This is a genomic window from Spirosoma fluviale, from assembly GCF_900230225.1.
Lineage (GTDB): Bacteria > Bacteroidota > Bacteroidia > Cytophagales > Spirosomataceae > Spirosoma > Spirosoma fluviale.
The window spans coordinates 336525-352483 of the sequence record NZ_OCNH01000007.1 but is presented as its reverse complement, the minus strand read 5'-3'; the positions used below and the strand labels follow the sequence as shown (position 1 = coordinate 352483).

Genomic DNA, 15959 nt, shown 5'->3' with positions numbered 1-15959 from the left:
ACTCAGTAAAGAGTGAAAGAGCGAAAGAACGAACGAGTGAAAAAGTATAGGCGGAATTGGGTACTTATCCATCCGGTAACACTCTTTCAGTCGTTTGTTCTTTCGCTCTTTTTCTTTCTATCGGTTACCGCTCAGCCCCGCGTTACCGGAATTGGACCAAACGGACGCTATTACCCCATCCATGATTTTCGGGACGACTTTCTGGTGTACGACGAAGGAGCTAAGGCTTACATTCCATACATAACAGAACAGCATACCGATGAGACAGCCTTGAGTGCTTACATCGATCTCGAAAGCAACCGTCACTACAGCTTACTGATCTCCACCCGACGGGATGGCTATCTCTTTGTTAATGCGGCACTTAAACGTAAACTTCGTGCCAACGAGTGGCAGGTGCTGAGCATCGACAGCTTATTTCAGGTTTATCGCCAGCCGGAAATTTTTCTTACCATTTATGGTGCTCCTGGCCTGAATGATAAGCAGTTGTACATAGGCTATCCAAAGTCAGCTACCCAGAAACAAGTTGTTTTAAGTGATGATAATCTGAGTATTCGACCTCGTCCCCGAACCCTTTATGATAACTTTTTGAGTTTAGGACTGGTGTTTTTACTGGCGACCCATGCCTTCCTTTTTGCATTTTACCAACGGGCTTTTCAACGGTATTACAGTCTTGGAGATCTTTTATCGCTTCGGGCGCAGGAGGAATCTTTTTTAATAAATAGACCTCTCAGCGGTACGAATCTGCTTTTTACGCTCAATCTCAGCTTTATTATTGCTTATCTCATTGTCTTTGTGCAGAGTCGTAACCTGGATGTGTTCGATTCACGGGCATTGTTACTTGGTAATCAGCAGTTTGGCTGGCTGGCTGGCGAGTACTTTTTGGTGAGCGGACTAGTGTTTGTGAGTTTAATCAGTAAATATTTTCTTCTGGAGGTAATTGGGGGGCTTTACAAATTACAGGATATCATCTATGTTCATTACTTTAAGGTCCTCCAATCGTCACTGCTGTTCTTTACCACTTGCGCACTTGTTGTAACGGTTGTTGCCTATAATGTAAATGTGACAACTTGGGTGCCTAATATGCTCCTGTTGCCATTGATCGCTTTTTACATTGCCCGATTATTGTTGTTGTACTTCGCTATACGGAGTCTTGAGCCTATCAAGAATCTTTATTTATTTTCGTACCTTTGCATCGTTGAATTGATTCCGCTGATCATTGGGTTGCGTTTTGCACTTTGATGGTTACGGGCAGTGATAAGTTAGCCTATTCTCAATAGCAAGTGCTTAGGCGAGTACTTACAATTGATAATCAGCTGTTGAACCGAGTAGAGATTCAATGAACGAAATAAGCATGCAATCCACAGAAAACCGGCTCACGAAAGTAAACCGGCTGTTAGTGACTCAATCCCGACCCGCCGACGAAAAATCTCCCTATTTTGATTTAGTTAGCAAGTATAATCTTCAGATAGATTTTCGCCCGTTCATTCAGATACAGGGAGAATCGTTTAAAGATTTTCGGCGTCAGAAGATAAATATCCTGGCACATACGGCTATTATTTTTACCAGTCGAAATGCCATCGATCATTTTTTTCGGATTTGCCAGGAAGGGCGAATTGAGGTGCCAGCTGATATGAAGTACTTCTGTATTTCGGAGCAGACAGCTAATTATCTTCAGAAATACATTGTTATCCGGAAGCGTAAAATCTTCAACGGGACAAAAACAGCTACCGAGCTTTTTGATCTGATCAAGAAGCACAAGAACGAGAAGTTTCTGTTCCCCTGCTCCAACATTCGCCGGAATGACATTCCGGAGTTTATGGATACCAGTGGTCTTCACTTCACTGAAGCGGTGATGTACGACACGGTACCTACCGATTTGTCAGACCTTGACATTGAAAGCTATGATATTATTGCTTTCTTCAGTCCATCGGGTGTAAACTCATTAATGAGCAACTTCCCCAACTTCAATCAGAACGGTACTCGACTTGCCGCTTTCGGTCCTACAACGGCCAAAGCGATTGTTGAAGCAGGGTTGACCCTTGATATTGAAGCACCTTTGCCAAACGCGCCCTCTATGACGGGTGCATTGGACCTGTATCTAAAAAAGGCTAACAATTTGTAAACGATAGCCGTTACCAACAGGCTAGATGCCGGAATCGAGCTCTTCATCTCATTTCCGGCATTTTGCTTTTATTTTGGGCTTAATAATTTGAATAATTTGGTGTTGCGGGCGTTTACTTGTAAACTGTGGTATTGTTCACGAGAACGTTGCTCCAATTATCAACAGCTGTTCTGAATTCCGGTAGGTCGTATGATTCGCACACTCTACGTTTTTGCTTTTTTACTACTGACGATTGCAACTCAAAACGTCTTTGCTCAGGGGGATCCGCAACTCAGCCTGTACATGTATAACCCGCTCTATTATAATCCGGCGGCAGCAGGCTCAGAAGGAGTATCACGCTTTCAAATTACTCACAGAACACAATATCTGGGTTATCAGACAATTGGTACCGGCGACGAAAGTGCTGCTCAAAGTACCCAGGTTTTGTCATTCAATATGCCACTGGCCAAAATCAAGAGTGGCATTGGTATTTATGCCATGAATGATAAATACGGGCCGTCAATAAACCAGTCTGTACAGGTATCCTACGCCTATCGGCTGACCTTGAAAAACGGAACGCTGGCAGTAGGTGTACAAGCCGGTATGTTTAACCGGGGATTCGACTTCAACCAATTTCGCCCCGTCGAACCCGGTGATCCACTATTGAATAGTGGCCGCATCAATCAGTTTAAACCAGATTTAGGAGCGGGCATTTATTATAACACAACAGATTACTGGCTGGGGGTAAGTATGACGCACCTGAACCGGGCCACCTATAGTTACATTGCTGATCGCTCTACAGACCCTGCCAACAGCAAAGCTTACCTGACCGCAGGCTATAGACTGGGTATCGGTTATAACATTGATGTACAACCATCCGTTTTAGTGCAATACAGTACGGCAGAGGGCGTCCGGGGCTCGTTGGCAACTCTAAATCTGGTTGCTACCTACGATAATCGTATATGGGCCGGGGTTGGCTATCGGCTGAAAGATGCCGTTATGGCTACGGCTGGTATAAATCTCATGCGCAATAATGCATTACGGCTGGGATATGCCCTGGATGTAACAGCCGGGGGAACGCAGATAAAAAGCCCAACATCGCACGAAATTTTGCTGTCGTATGCGTTGCCCGCGCCCGATGTTCGCAAAAAGCCAATTATCAGAACGCCACGTTTCCGGTACTGATGACTTAGTAATAGGCAGAAATGGCAGCAAAATTTGAACAAAATTGCTTTTTTGGCAATATTCTTGTTAGGCTGTTTGCAGCGGAGGCCTTATTTTTGAGGAAGTGGAGTTTAGAAACAGTAAATACAATACAACTAATAGAAGTATGTTCGCAAGCAGGTTGTAGAGAAAATACGCTGAACCTGAATTTAACATACAATAACCAAACAGATTTTCGTTTTTAGTCTGGTCTCGCACAAGAAGAAGGTAAAAGTTCGACAACGATGAAGTATAACTGGTTAACAGTCAACGCAACCCGGGTAGTGACGGTCGCAGCAGTAGTACTGCTTTTGCAAGGTTGCGGATTTCTGAAGTCAAAATTTGGCGGTAAAGGTGGCAACGGTGGTGAAGTAGGCGTTACAAATGGTGAAATTACCGCAACCGGACGCAAAGGTTGGAAGCAACCTACCCCTTTTGGCATGGTACTGGTACCGTCAGGTTCGTTTATTATGGGTCAGGCTGATGAAGATGTAGCCGCTACTCAAATTAACATGAACCGGCAGGTAACGATTAGTTCATTTTACATGGACGATGCCGAAATCTCCAACCACGAATATCGGCAGTATGTAAATGCCCTGCTCGCCGACTCCGTTTCGACGTTGGGTGAGGAAGAAATTATGTCTAAATATTATCCTGATACGACTGTCTGGAAAAACGACTTTACTTATCACAATGGTGATCCTATGTTGGAGCACTATTACGCTCACCCTGCCTTTGATACGTATCCGGTTGTTGGTGTAAGCTGGGTAGCTGCTAAACATTTTTGTAAGTGGCGTACCAATACACTCGACGATTTCCGTACAAAAGACGGCGGTTACCGGTCGTTTGGCTTCCGGCTTCCGTCAGAAGCGGAATGGGAATGGGCAGCACGAGGTGGTAAAAATGGTGCTAAATACCCCTGGGGTAACCCATACGTAGCAAACGGTAAAGGCTGCTATCTGGCAAACTTCAAACCCCAGCGTGGTAACTTCGATGCCGATGGCTACCCATACACAGCTCCCGCAACGGCTTATAACCCCAACGATTATGGTCTGTACAATATGGCCGGTAACGTAGCGGAGTGGTGCCGGGATGCTTACGCCGATAATACAAATGCTATTGTATGGGATATGAACCCGGACAACCAGAACGCCGATGAGCCACGAAAAGTAGTTCGGGGTGGGTCCTGGAAAGATATTGCGTATTACCTCGAAACAGGTACACGTTATTACGAATTTGAAGATCAAAAGCGTTCGTACATAGGATTCCGTTGTGTAATGGATAATCTGGAAGGTCGAACTGCATCAAGTCGTGTTGGAGGAGGAAAGAGCAAGAGTAAGAGCGCAAGCACCAAAAAGGCATCAGCCAAAAAAGTTTAATCTAAGGTGAAGTATGCCTGCAAAGGCAATAAAATAGTACCCGCACACAGTTAATTACCTATTCCAACCAACAATAGCTTATCATGGCAGCAGCAAAGTCCACGAGTTTCTTTTGGGATCGTTTAGTACCAACCATTTATAGTGCCGGAGCCGCCGTCGTAATCGCCGGAGCCTGGGCTAAGATTACACACAATGAACAGTTTGGCTGGCTATTAACGGCTGGTTTGTTAACAGAAGTTGTCATTTTTGCTTTATACGCCGTTCAAAGTTTCACCATGCCCACCACGACGGACGATGGTTACGCCTGGGAACGTGTTTATCCTGAACTGGCAGATGATTATAAAGGAGAAGCCCGCAAACCAACCCCACAGGCTAATGGTCTGACCGGGAACCTGGATCAAATGCTGGCACAGGCCAAGGTTACTCCTGATGTTTTTGAGCGTTTGGGCTCTGGTTTCCGTAACCTGAATGATACGGTTTCCAAGCTCACCGACCTTACGGATGCTACGGTAGCGACCAATGATTATGCTCGTAACGTGAAATCGGCCGCAGGCTCGATCAGCGAAATGAATAAATCCTACGGTACGGCAATCACCGCCATGAACTCAATGGCCGATGCAACAACCGATGCTAAAGATTACCGTGACCAGTTTCAGAAAGTTACCAAGAACATGGGTGCCCTGAATGCTGTGTATGAATTGGAATTGCAGGACACAAATAAGCATCTGAAAGCCATGAACGCATTCTATGGTAGCCTGACGGCCGCTATGGAAAACATGAGCGATGCCAGCCGCGATACCCAGCAGTTTAAAAATGAACTGGCTAAACTGACCGGTAATCTGGCTTCCCTGAATAACGTATATGGTAGTATGTTGACTGCCATGCGGGGTAACGGAAAATAAGTAACCCAATAGTGTTTACCTGTCAGTTATAGAACTAATTAGTTTGTAACTGACAGGTAAACACGCCACTCAATAACATAACCGCTAAGGCGGCCTTTCCACAACTTTTATTATCACTACCATAGTTTATGGCAGGCACAAAAGAGACACCCCGTCAGAAGATGATCGGGATGATGTATCTGGTTTTGACCGCATTACTGGCTCTGCAAGTCACGTCGGCCATTCTGGAAAAATTCGTTTTAATTAACAATAGTCTGGAGCAGTCCATTGGAGCTGTCAGCAAGGTAAACCAATCTACATTCGACAATATCCGGGGAACAGTTGAGAAATCCGGTAATCGGGCAGCCGATTTAGCCATCGTTAAACAAGCTGATGAAGTTCGCAAACTATCGGCTGAGGTAAGTGGCGAACTGGATAAGCTCAAGGAGCAGATTGTCGAAACAAGCGGTGGTCGGGACGAATCGGGCAATATCAAAAACCTGAGCGAAGAGGAATCTGTAGCTCAGCTTATGATTGGTACAAACCGCAATGGGGTTGCATTCAAGTTGAAAGATCAACTGAACAAATACGTTGAGGAACTATCCAAATTATCGGGCAATAAGTACGGCCCGATGGCGCTGGATGGTAAAGACGATCCCATCGCCAGCCTATCGCCCGATCAAAAGCGTAAAGATTTCGCCGAACTGAACTTTGCTCAGACACCGGTGCCGGCTGCTCTGGCTGTACTGAGTCAGAAACAGGCCGACGTTCGTCGCTTGGAAGGCGAAGTACTCGATGTCCTTGCCAGCAAAGTAGGTGCGCAGGATGTTAAGTTCGATAAGATTATTGCCATGCTCAGCATGGATTCGAAGGTGGTTGTGGCGGGGACGAAGTTCAAAGGACAGATGTTCCTGGCGGCTTCTTCGTCAGGTATCCAACCTCGCATGAGCTTGAACGGAGCGGCTGTTCGTATGCAGGATGGACAGGGTATTATTGAGTTTACGGCTCAGGGTGGTGCTTATGACAAAAATGGCCTCGCCCGTCGTACGCTCACCGGCTCCATTGCTTACCAGACAGCAGCGGGTCTGAAAACTGTCCCGCTGACGGCTGAATACTTCGTCGCCAAGCCATCGTATCAGATCGAGACCGGTACCATGCCACCGTTGTACCTGGGCTGTGCGAACAAGTTAAGCATTCAGAGCCCGCAGTTGGGCGCTCTATGGAATCCAAGCTTCTCAGCCGATGGAGCTTCTGTAGTTCAGTCGGGTGAAAAAGGAAAGATCACGGTTGTGCCTAGTTTGCAAAACGTATCATTGAACATCAGCAACTCGGGAAGCTTGCTGGGCACGGAACGGTTTCGTGTAAACAAAGTGCCTCGCCCAACAATAGAAGTTTTTGTTGGTGGCACACGTGCCAGTGACCCTCGTGGTGTTCCTGTTTCTTCGGCACGGAGCGTGCGTATTCAGGCCATCTCAGATCCGAGTTTTGCAACTTACTCACCGGATGATGCTAAGTTCCGTACAACCGGAGCCACCGTTTCCTTGGTACGTGGTACAAAACGCGTAACATTCGTTACCGTAGGTGCAGGTGGAGGATCAATTGGTTCGTTAGCTGCTGAAGCACAACCCGGCGACCGTCTTGTTATCCAGATTGAGGGCGTACAACGGCAGAACTTCAGGGGTGAAATCAGCGATGTGCCAATGGGTAGCTTACTTCAGCAGGTTTCGCTGTATTAATGCACTAAAGCGGTTTGCTGACCGTTAACATACTGAATTGACAACAAATAGTAGCCATGACACAATTTAGAACGATAAGATATGCTGGTGTGCTGGCCGTAGCTACGCTGGCGCTGGCAGGAGGGGAGGCCCTGGCTCAGGAAAAGGCAAGTAACGGTACAAACGCGCTATCGGTTCGCGCTATAAATGAGAATGACATTATGATGAAGAAGACCCTTTGGCGTCGGATCGACCTGAAGGAGAAACAGAATCAGTCAATGTTCTCAAAAAACAACGAAATTTCTAAATACCTGATCGATGCCGTAAAAGCGGGTCTGATTGATGCCTACGCGAATGATTCGTGTACGACAAAAATCTCGATCGAGAAATTTCACGAAAACATGCTGATCCCGAATACGGGAGGAGGTTTGTCTGCTGAAGAGAAAGCCGCTGGTTTTACCGAAGATGGTAAGACGGCTGGTGCTAACGATGGTTGGGATGCTCCAGCAAAGGACAAGAAAAAGCCGGCTGACGACGGTTGGGGCACACCTAAGAAAGCCGCAGAACCTGCCGTTGTAGACGACGGCTGGGGAGCACCCAAGAAGAAAACCGCAGTAGCCAAAAACGCAAAAGGTAAAAAAGGTAAAGCGAAAGTAGCCGCTCCTGTCGTAGAGCCTAAGAAAGATTCGGTTGTAGTAGCATCTGCCTCTACGCTTTCCGGAGATGAGTATTTCCCGAAAGAATTGAATATTCTTGAAGTGCGGGAAGATTGGGTTTTTGACCGGAAACGCTCGCGATTGTATTACGACGTTCAGACAGTAACACTCTTGTTGCCTGCAGACAAAAACCAGGCTGGTTACGAAAAGCCAATCGCGACCTTTAAATACAAAGATCTCGACAAGCTATTCCGTAGCGATCCGAAGAAATTTATCTGGTACAACCCGCAAAACCAGGCTCAGCACAAAAATTTAGCCGATGCCTTTGATCTGCGATTATTTTACGGCCGCATCACGAAAGTAGCCAACCCAGGTGATACAGACTTAGTAGGAATGTATGGTGACCGCGAAGGTTTGCTGAAATCATACCAAACTGAGTATGAGCTTATGGAAGCAGAGCATAGCCTCTGGGAATATTAAAAAAAGAGCGGCTGAGAGGCCGCTCTTTTGGCTTTAGGGTCTATCATGAGCGGCTTCCCAGCCTCTTTTTACTTATTGCTCAATAGCGTCGAAATACTGTTTTAGCTTCACGGCGCGGTCCTTACCGACTATTTCGGCCACTTCATCAAAGCTTGCCTCCCGGATTTTGGTTACGCCTTTGAAATGCTTTAACAGTTTAGCCGCTGTTTTCTTACCAATTCCCTCTACGTTTTCCAGCTCGCTGATTAGGCTGTTTCGGCTGCGTTTATCCCGGTGATACGTGATCGCGAACCGGTGGGCTTCGTCACGTATGCGCTGGATGAGCTTGAGTGACTCCGACTTTTTATCGATGTAAAGCGGTAAATTATCTTCCGGAAAATAAATCTCCTCAAGCCGTTTAGCAATGCCGATAATCGGTACTTTTCCATATAGATCGAGGTCTTTCAGCGCGTCGCAGGCGGCACTTAGCTGGCCTTTACCGCCGTCAATAACAATCAGGTCAGGCAGGCCGGTATCTTCTGTTAATACGCGTGTATAACGACGGGTAACTACCTCATACATACTGGCGAAGTCGTTGGGACCGATGACCGTTTTAATGGAAAAATGCCGATATTCTTTATTCGCTGGTTTTCCGCCAATAAAGCATACCATTGCCGACACTGGATTGGTGCCCTGAATATTTGAGTTATCGAAGCATTCAATGCGGTTAGGTAATGTTTTTAACTGTAAATCCTGCTTTAACCGAATTAACACACGATCTTTTTTACTGGCACTGGCCGTTGCTTCAGCGGCTGCCCGTTCTTGCCGTTCGCGCCGGAAATAGAGCACGTTTTTAAGCGACATGTCCAGCAGTTTCTTTTTATCGCCAATCTGCGGAACGGTCACCTCGGCTTTCAGATCAATATCGAGCGGGATGTTCGATATAATTTCCTTTGCCTGGCTGCCGTACTGATCCCGAAACTCGATGATCATCATCACCAGCAGATCCTGGTCAGTTTCGTCGAGCTTCTTTTTAATTTCTACGGTATGTGTCTGAACGATGGTGCCGTTAACCACCTTCATAAAGTTTATGTACGCGGCCGATTCATCCGAGGCAATGGTGAAGACGTCTGCATCCGCGATTTTCGGATTGACAACGGTCGATTTGCTTTGAAACCGTTGCAGTACATCCATTTTCTCTTTGTACTTCTGTGCCTGTTCGAAGGCCAGATTTCCGGCGGCTTCGACCATCTGGTTCTTAAAGTATTCCTGGGCAGGTTTTAAATTGCCTTTCAGAATATGATGAACTTGCTCAATATCTGAGTTATAGTCCTCTTCGGCCTGCTTGCCTTCGCATGGGCCTTTGCAGTTGCCAATATGATATTCCAGACAAACCTTATATTTCCCCGCTTCTATGTTTTCGGGGGCGAGGTTATAGTTACAGGTACGGATTGTAAAGAGCTGGCTAAACATGTCCAGCACCGTGTACATGGGCTTTAGATTGGCAAAGGGTCCATAAAACGTACCCAGTTTGCGGTCAATCCGGCGGGTAGTTACTACACGGGGAAAATGTTCGTTTGTAACACAAACGAACGGATAAGTTTTATCGTCGCGGAGTAGAATATTGAACTTGGGCTGGTATCGCTTTATAAGCTGATTTTCCAGCAATAGTGCATCAAATTCGGTGTGGACAATGGTGAATTCAATCTTGCGAATCTGGCTTACCAGTCGTAACGTTTTACGGTCGTGTCCTTTTGAGTTGGTGAAGTAGCTACTAACCCGGTTTTTCAGGTCTTTAGCCTTGCCAACATAAATTACCTCGCCCGTTGCGTCAAAATACCGATAGACGCCCGGTTCGTGTGGCACTTTGGCTAATTCTTGCTTATAATCGAATTCAGGCATACCGTAGTGCCAACCTTCCTGGTAGGCGGATTTATTGTATTATTGGGACGAGTAATTAAAACTATAAACCGTTTGAGCGTACTACAAAACAAGCTTCGGGGCCTAAAGGTTGCTGGGTGAGCATGACTAAAAAAGGCCAGCTTGTGCTGGCCTGATAAGTCTACTGGAGTATTTCATCTTCATCTTCCGGTACTACTTTAGGCGGTGTATACCGCTGGGAAGAATCTATGTGATAACCGCCACAGTCAATCTTGAAGTTATTCGGCTTCCGGAACGGCTCTGGGCGGTATTGGGTAAGGGTTGGGTCATTGTAGATTCTCTGCATGTACATGGCCCAGGCAGGCATCGCCTGTCGGCCACCTTGTCCTAATTCAATCGTTCTAAAGTGAATCGGCCGGTCGTCGCCACCCACCCAGAGGCCCGATACGAGGTGCTGGGTCATACCCATAAACCAGGCATCGGAATAGTTAGAGGTTGTTCCGGTTTTAGCGGCAATTTCATTGCCACCGTCCAGCAGTTTATATTGGGTGCGCAACCGCTGGGCCGTGCCGTTGGGATCTTCCACGGCTCCACGCATCAGGTGGAGCATTTCGTAAGCGCGTTGGGCACTAATGACCTGCTTGGCATCGGGCGTGAAGTTTTTAAGCACATTACCATTTTTGTCGGTAATGCGGATAAGTATCATTGGTCGAACGCGGGTGCCTCCATTAGCAAATGCGCAGTAAGCTGCTACCATCTCGTAGACTGATACATCACTTGTGCCAAGACAAAGGGTAGGGTCCTCCCGCAAGTCTTTGCTTTCGATACCCATATCATGGGCATATTTAACAACGGCAGCCGACCGTGTTTTTTTGATCAACTGAGCACTAACGGTGTTGATTGACTGCCCGAGGGCTTCACGCAATGATAAATTTTGACCACTGTAACGGCCTGTGGAGTTCTTGGGCATCCACGGTGGCCCATTATTGTTATCCTCTCCATGGGCGAATACCGTTGGCTGATCAACAATATGACTACAGGGTGTTACAAAGCCCTGATCCAGGGCTGTTAAATACACAAATGGTTTGAAGGTTGACCCCGGCTGGCGTCGGCTCTGACGCACGTGGTCAAATTTCATGTATTTGAAGTTTATTCCGCCAACCCACGCCTTTACATAGCCGTAACGGGGGTCCATCGACATGAATCCGGTGTTGAGCAGCCGTTTATAATACCGGATCGAGTCCAGCGGACTCATGGTTGTATCTTTGTCATTGCGCCGGTTTCCGTATACGAAAACCTTCATTTTTATGGGCTTACGCATCTCTGCCCATATGGCTTTCTCGTCATCGCCGAAAGCAGTTTTTAATTGCTTGTACCGGGTTGTTCGACGGGCTACGGATTCGATAAAGCCTGGAATTTCGACGTATTTTTTGGTTCTCGGGTCTTTCTGTACCCAGGGGTTCCGACCGCGCCAGTGCTCATAGAACTTCTTCTGCTGGTCGCGCATATTGTTCATAACGGCTTCCTCGGCATAGGCCTGCATCCGGGAGTCGATGGTCGTATAAATTTTCAGCCCGCTGGTGTAGAGGTCAAGTTCGGCACCGGGGTTTTCTTCATTGTACTGACGAATCCAGCGTTTGATGTCATCCCGGATAACCGATCTGAAGTAAGCGGCCATCCCTGTATTTTGATTCTCGACACTGAAGTCAAGTTTTAGTGGCTTGTTCTTGTAGGCGATGAACTGCTCTTCAGTCAGAAACTTATACTTCTTCATCTGGCTCAACACCACGTTCCGTCGCTCTCTTGTCCGTTCTTCAAATAAGCGTGGATTGTAAAACGTCGGATTTTTGAGCATACCCACCAGCAAGGCCGCTTCTTCGACCGTAAGATTCCAGGGTTCTTTGCTGAAGTAGGTTTTAGCCGCTGTTTTGATGCCGTATGTGTTATTACCGAACGACACGGTGTTGAGGTACATCATCATGACCTCCTGCTTGGTATAGTTTCGCTCAAGACGGACGGCCAGAATCCACTCTTTTGTTTTGGCTATAATCAGGCTGATAATAGGAATATGGCCCAATGCACCGCGTAATTCTTCCCGGCGGGTATCAAAGAGGTTTTTGGCCGTTTGCTGGGTGAGCGTGCTACCTCCACCTGAACTTGACGCATTTTTAAACGTAAGAAAGCCACCTACAGCCCTGAATAAAGAGCGGGGATCAATACCCGAGTGTTTAACGAAGCGAGCATCTTCTGTCGCCAAAAGGGCCGATGTTACGTTGGGCGACACCTGAGAAATCTCAATAGGTGTCCGGTTTTCGACGTAGTACTTGCCGAGCAACTGATTGTCGGCGGTATACACTTCGGAGGCTTCTTCACTTTTTGGGTTTTCCAGGGCTTTCAGGCTGGGCATGCCCCCAAATAGCCACAGAAAGTTATAGCTGACAGCAGCAATGTATAAGATCAGCAGGACAATACCGAGTAATGAGAATCGCCAGAGGTTTCGGATTATCTTCCGGTAGGGACCAGGAGCAAAATCAAACATGTAATAAGTGTTAGTGTTTAATGGTGTTGATAATTGAGGAGCTTCAGCAAGCGACAACGCCCTTTATTAAGAAGCTGGTAATGAGTTATTTCTTTGCCGTTGGTGAGTTAGCCGCCGTTTGCATATCTTTTACATAAGGCACCAATTGACTGGCTGGGTAATCACGAATGAACTCAGCCAGCGCCTGTTTGTAGTCGTCAATGGGTTTCACTTTTCCGACTAATATAACCCGCAGCAACGCTAATTTGTCTTCTAGCTGGCTCCCGGCAAAGCCGGACATGGCTGCATCGGCACGGGCAAGTGCTTCTGCGTTATTATTCGCTTTATACAGGTCATAAATAGTTGTATAGGTTTTTTGGGCCTGCGCTTCGGAGTCTGTTGTCTGAGCTGCCAGTTTACCCGTTAGACGGGCATAAGACGTGTTTGGGTATTCGGACAGCAGTTTTTCTTTCCAGGGAGATGCTTTACCAATCTGCTCATTGGAAAGGTAGAGTAAATAATACACTTCCGGCTTCTGGAGTGTGTTTGGGTACCGGGTCAGCAATTTTTCAAAGGTTGGAATGGCGTTGGCTGGCTGATTAAGCTCAAATTTATACAGCTTGCCAAGTCGGTAAAGAGCATTCTCAATACGCTGGTTAGCGGCTGTCTGTGCTTCTTTTGTGAAGGGAATGGTAGCCATCATAGCATCCTTTTGGCCTTTTCGACTCGTGTTAGGACCAGCCAGATTGACGGGTATACCACCCGCCGTGGCAGGCTGTACGGTTGGGTCAGGGTTAATTGAATTAGCTGGTGATGCACCATTTAGGGGACTGTTGACCGCAGCTACGGCCTCGGACGCTTCTTTATTGCTTCGTCGCCAGTTATCTTCCAGAGGGCGGTTTCCCCATTGCACCGAAAATTCCTGACGTCCCTGACTTAAAGCGACAGGATTGTAAAGAACCCATCGTTCGGCGGGGGGCAAATTAGAGTTCGTGGCACCCGGTACTGAACTGATATTGCCTGATGTAGCCTTTTCGATAATTTGCTGCGCGAGAGCCGCCTGGGCTTTGTCTTCTTTTTCGCGTTGTGAAATGGTTTTCTCCAGCACATTATCGAGCGCAGCCGGGTCCATCTTGGCCAGTGTCAGCAAACTATCGTCGGTGCGGATGGTCGTCTGGTATTGAACAAACTCATCGAGGGTCTTTTTACGATTGAACAAAGCGGCATACTCTGCCGATTGTTGGGGGATTAATGCCAGGGCACTATCGTAATATACTTTGGCATGTTCGTAATCGGCTTTCTTCTCGAAATACAGCTTTCCGATTTCTAAATAGGTATAAGGAACCTGATTTGTGTTGGAGCCCGCTGCCTGAATCGACCGGCTATAATACGAAATGGCTTTGTCGATTCGACCGCTGCGCGCTTCAAGAAGCCCCATCGTGAAATAGATTTTGTCTTTCAGGTCGGCGTTCTTCCGATCATTAAGCATTTCCTCGAATGTTTCAGTCGACTGAGCCATTCGCTTCTGATCACCGGTCAAGCCATTGCTTTGAATGGCGAACAGATTAGCGTAGAACGATTGATCGTAAGTTGGTCGCGAGGCCAATACCTTTTTGTAATGCTCAACGGCTTTCGCGGGCTGGCCGACTAAATCATATAACTGACCAGCTATCAGATGAAGTCGGGCTGTCGATTCACCGTTTGGCAAAACCGGAAACGTAGCGTCCAGAATCCCGGCAGCTGTGAGGTATTCGCCCTGCCGCTCGTGCAAATAAGCTTTCGTGAGGTAGAAGTCACGAGTATTGTTTTTATTGAGAGGCTGGTTGCGCAGGTACTCGGCTACGTTGAGCGCATTGGTATAGTCACTTGCTTCGACATACGCCCGCATCAACCCAACCAGAGCTGTATGTTTATCGTTTTCATTGGTGCCTTTTGTATTGACATACTTAAACACTTCAATGGCGTTGGGCAAATCCTGTTTGATCAGGCGGGCGCGCCCGATAAGAATATAGGCGTTATCGAGCCATTTGCTGTTCTGGTGGCGTTCGGGAATGATTGAGGCTTTCTTGATGGCGTCGTCCAGTTGCGGCTCTAGAGGCTGGGCAAGCATGGAATCGACCGGCAGCAGAATAGGCAGCAGCTGGTTGTAGTTTTCCTGACGGGTTTTAAAGAGTATTTGTTCTGCCTGATTGATCTGATCGCGGGCAATGACATAGGCATTAAAATGAGCCGTAAGGTTATGATACCCTTTACTTACCGGTTTGGTGCTGTACTGGGAGCACGACACCAGACCACCGGTCAGTGAAGCAAAGACCGTAAAGAGAAAAATTAGTTGGATACCTGAATAACGGGACATTCGAAAAATAACACGTGGTCACTCGTATTAAAACGTTTCCAGATGGTTTGGTAATATGGAACCTTAGCCCAAATTAACGAATTTTGCACGGCATATAACACGAAACGCCCTAATTCTATGGAAAACGACCCCGACCAGCCTGAACGGAACGACACGGAGAACCCGGTTCGGGGCAATCCGCCGATTAAAAACGTTACTGAAAAAACAACCTCGTTTGTACAATTCAGTGGTATTGCGTTTCAGATGCTGGGTACTATTGGACTGGGCGTTTGGGCGGGTATGAAACTCGATGCCTGGCAGAATAATCGTCGGCCAATGTGGACAATCATATTATCGCTAACGGCAATCGGCGCATCACTCTACCTGTTTATCCGGCAATTGACAAAAAGGTAGAACACCGTGTCTGATTTAAATAGCCTTCAATTAACAAGCCAAGGGCCCGCTATGATCAAAATAATTTTATTCACAGCCATTCTGGCAATTGCATTTTTCATAGCCGAACGATATTCTGTCACCCCCTGGCTACACCCAAACTGGAAGATCATTCTTATTTTCTTTTTATGTGTATCATTCCTGACAAATCGGCTGGTAGAGTCTGGTTTACAGGATAATCGGGAGCGGTTCATACCTCTTTTTATGGCCGCAACCGTAGCCCGTCTTATTCTTGGACTGGCCTTTATTGGTTTCTTTCTGTTCCGGCACGTCGAACAGCGCCGAACCTTCGTTTTGGACTTTCTTGTACTATATATATGTTATACAGGCTTTGAGATTTGGACGATGACTCGTAACTTGCGACGCGATTCGTAAAAA

12 protein-coding genes are annotated in these 15959 nt (G+C 46.9%); 9 read left to right on the top strand and 3 right to left on the bottom strand.

Annotated features, from left to right (window positions below; genetic code table 11):
• Positions 1-12: 12 nt before the first annotated feature.
• From CRO74_RS28050 to porN, 7 genes are all read left to right on the top strand, one after another.
• Positions 13-1239: a DUF4271 domain-containing protein gene (locus CRO74_RS28050; RefSeq protein WP_097131048.1), complete on the top strand. Its 1227-nt coding sequence runs from the start codon at positions 13-15 to the stop codon at positions 1237-1239.
• Between the two features lie 97 nt (positions 1240-1336).
• Entirely contained in the window at positions 1337-2122 is a 786-nt protein-coding gene (locus CRO74_RS28045) for a uroporphyrinogen-III synthase (protein WP_097131046.1), read from the top strand.
• A 189-nt stretch (positions 2123-2311) separates the two neighbouring features.
• Positions 2312-3286 (top strand): PorP/SprF family type IX secretion system membrane protein, encoded by a 975-nt coding sequence (locus tag CRO74_RS28040; protein ID WP_097131044.1) that lies wholly within the window; start codon positions 2312-2314, stop codon positions 3284-3286.
• Between the two features lie 263 nt (positions 3287-3549).
• Positions 3550-4683: a T9SS ring complex lipoprotein PorK/GldK gene (gene porK / locus CRO74_RS28035; protein ID WP_097131042.1), complete on the top strand. Its 1134-nt coding sequence runs from the start codon at positions 3550-3552 to the stop codon at positions 4681-4683.
• A gap of 83 nt (positions 4684-4766) precedes the next feature.
• A complete protein-coding gene (gene porL, locus CRO74_RS28030) occupies positions 4767-5585 on the top strand; it encodes a type IX secretion system motor protein PorL/GldL (protein WP_097131039.1) in 819 nt (272 codons plus the stop codon).
• Positions 5586-5713: 128 nt separating this feature from the next.
• Complete coding sequence (gene porM, locus CRO74_RS28025) at positions 5714-7300, top strand: type IX secretion system motor protein PorM/GldM (RefSeq protein ID WP_097131037.1); 1587 nt, start codon at positions 5714-5716, stop codon at positions 7298-7300.
• A 56-nt stretch (positions 7301-7356) separates the two neighbouring features.
• Positions 7357-8415 carry a type IX secretion system ring subunit PorN/GldN gene (gene porN, locus CRO74_RS28020; RefSeq protein WP_097131035.1) on the top strand — a complete coding sequence of 353 codons (1059 nt, stop codon included), beginning with the start codon at positions 7357-7359 and terminating at the stop codon, positions 8413-8415.
• Between the two features lie 72 nt (positions 8416-8487).
• Here porN and uvrC read toward each other — a convergent pair whose 3' ends face one another.
• From uvrC to porW, 3 genes are all read right to left on the bottom strand, one after another.
• Complete coding sequence (uvrC, locus tag CRO74_RS28015; RefSeq protein WP_097131033.1) at positions 8488-10296, bottom strand: excinuclease ABC subunit UvrC; 1809 nt, start codon at positions 10294-10296, stop codon at positions 8488-8490.
• Between the two features lie 160 nt (positions 10297-10456).
• A complete protein-coding gene (locus tag CRO74_RS28010) occupies positions 10457-12814 on the bottom strand; it encodes a penicillin-binding protein 1A (RefSeq protein ID WP_097131031.1) in 2358 nt (785 codons plus the stop codon).
• Positions 12815-12899: 85 nt separating this feature from the next.
• Positions 12900-15149 carry a type IX secretion system periplasmic lipoprotein PorW/SprE gene (gene porW / locus CRO74_RS28005; protein ID WP_097131029.1) on the bottom strand — a complete coding sequence of 750 codons (2250 nt, stop codon included), beginning with the start codon at positions 15147-15149 and terminating at the stop codon, positions 12900-12902.
• A gap of 117 nt (positions 15150-15266) precedes the next feature.
• Between porW and CRO74_RS28000 the strand changes: the two genes are divergently transcribed.
• Both CRO74_RS28000 and CRO74_RS27995 read left to right on the top strand, forming a co-directional pair.
• Positions 15267-15542 carry an AtpZ/AtpI family protein gene (locus tag CRO74_RS28000; protein WP_097131027.1) on the top strand — a complete coding sequence of 92 codons (276 nt, stop codon included), beginning with the start codon at positions 15267-15269 and terminating at the stop codon, positions 15540-15542.
• A gap of 51 nt (positions 15543-15593) precedes the next feature.
• The gene (locus tag CRO74_RS27995; RefSeq protein WP_097131025.1) at positions 15594-15956 is read left to right on the top strand and encodes a hypothetical protein; all 363 of its coding nucleotides are present in this window, start codon (positions 15594-15596) and stop codon (positions 15954-15956) included.
• Positions 15957-15959: the final 3 nt, after the last annotated feature.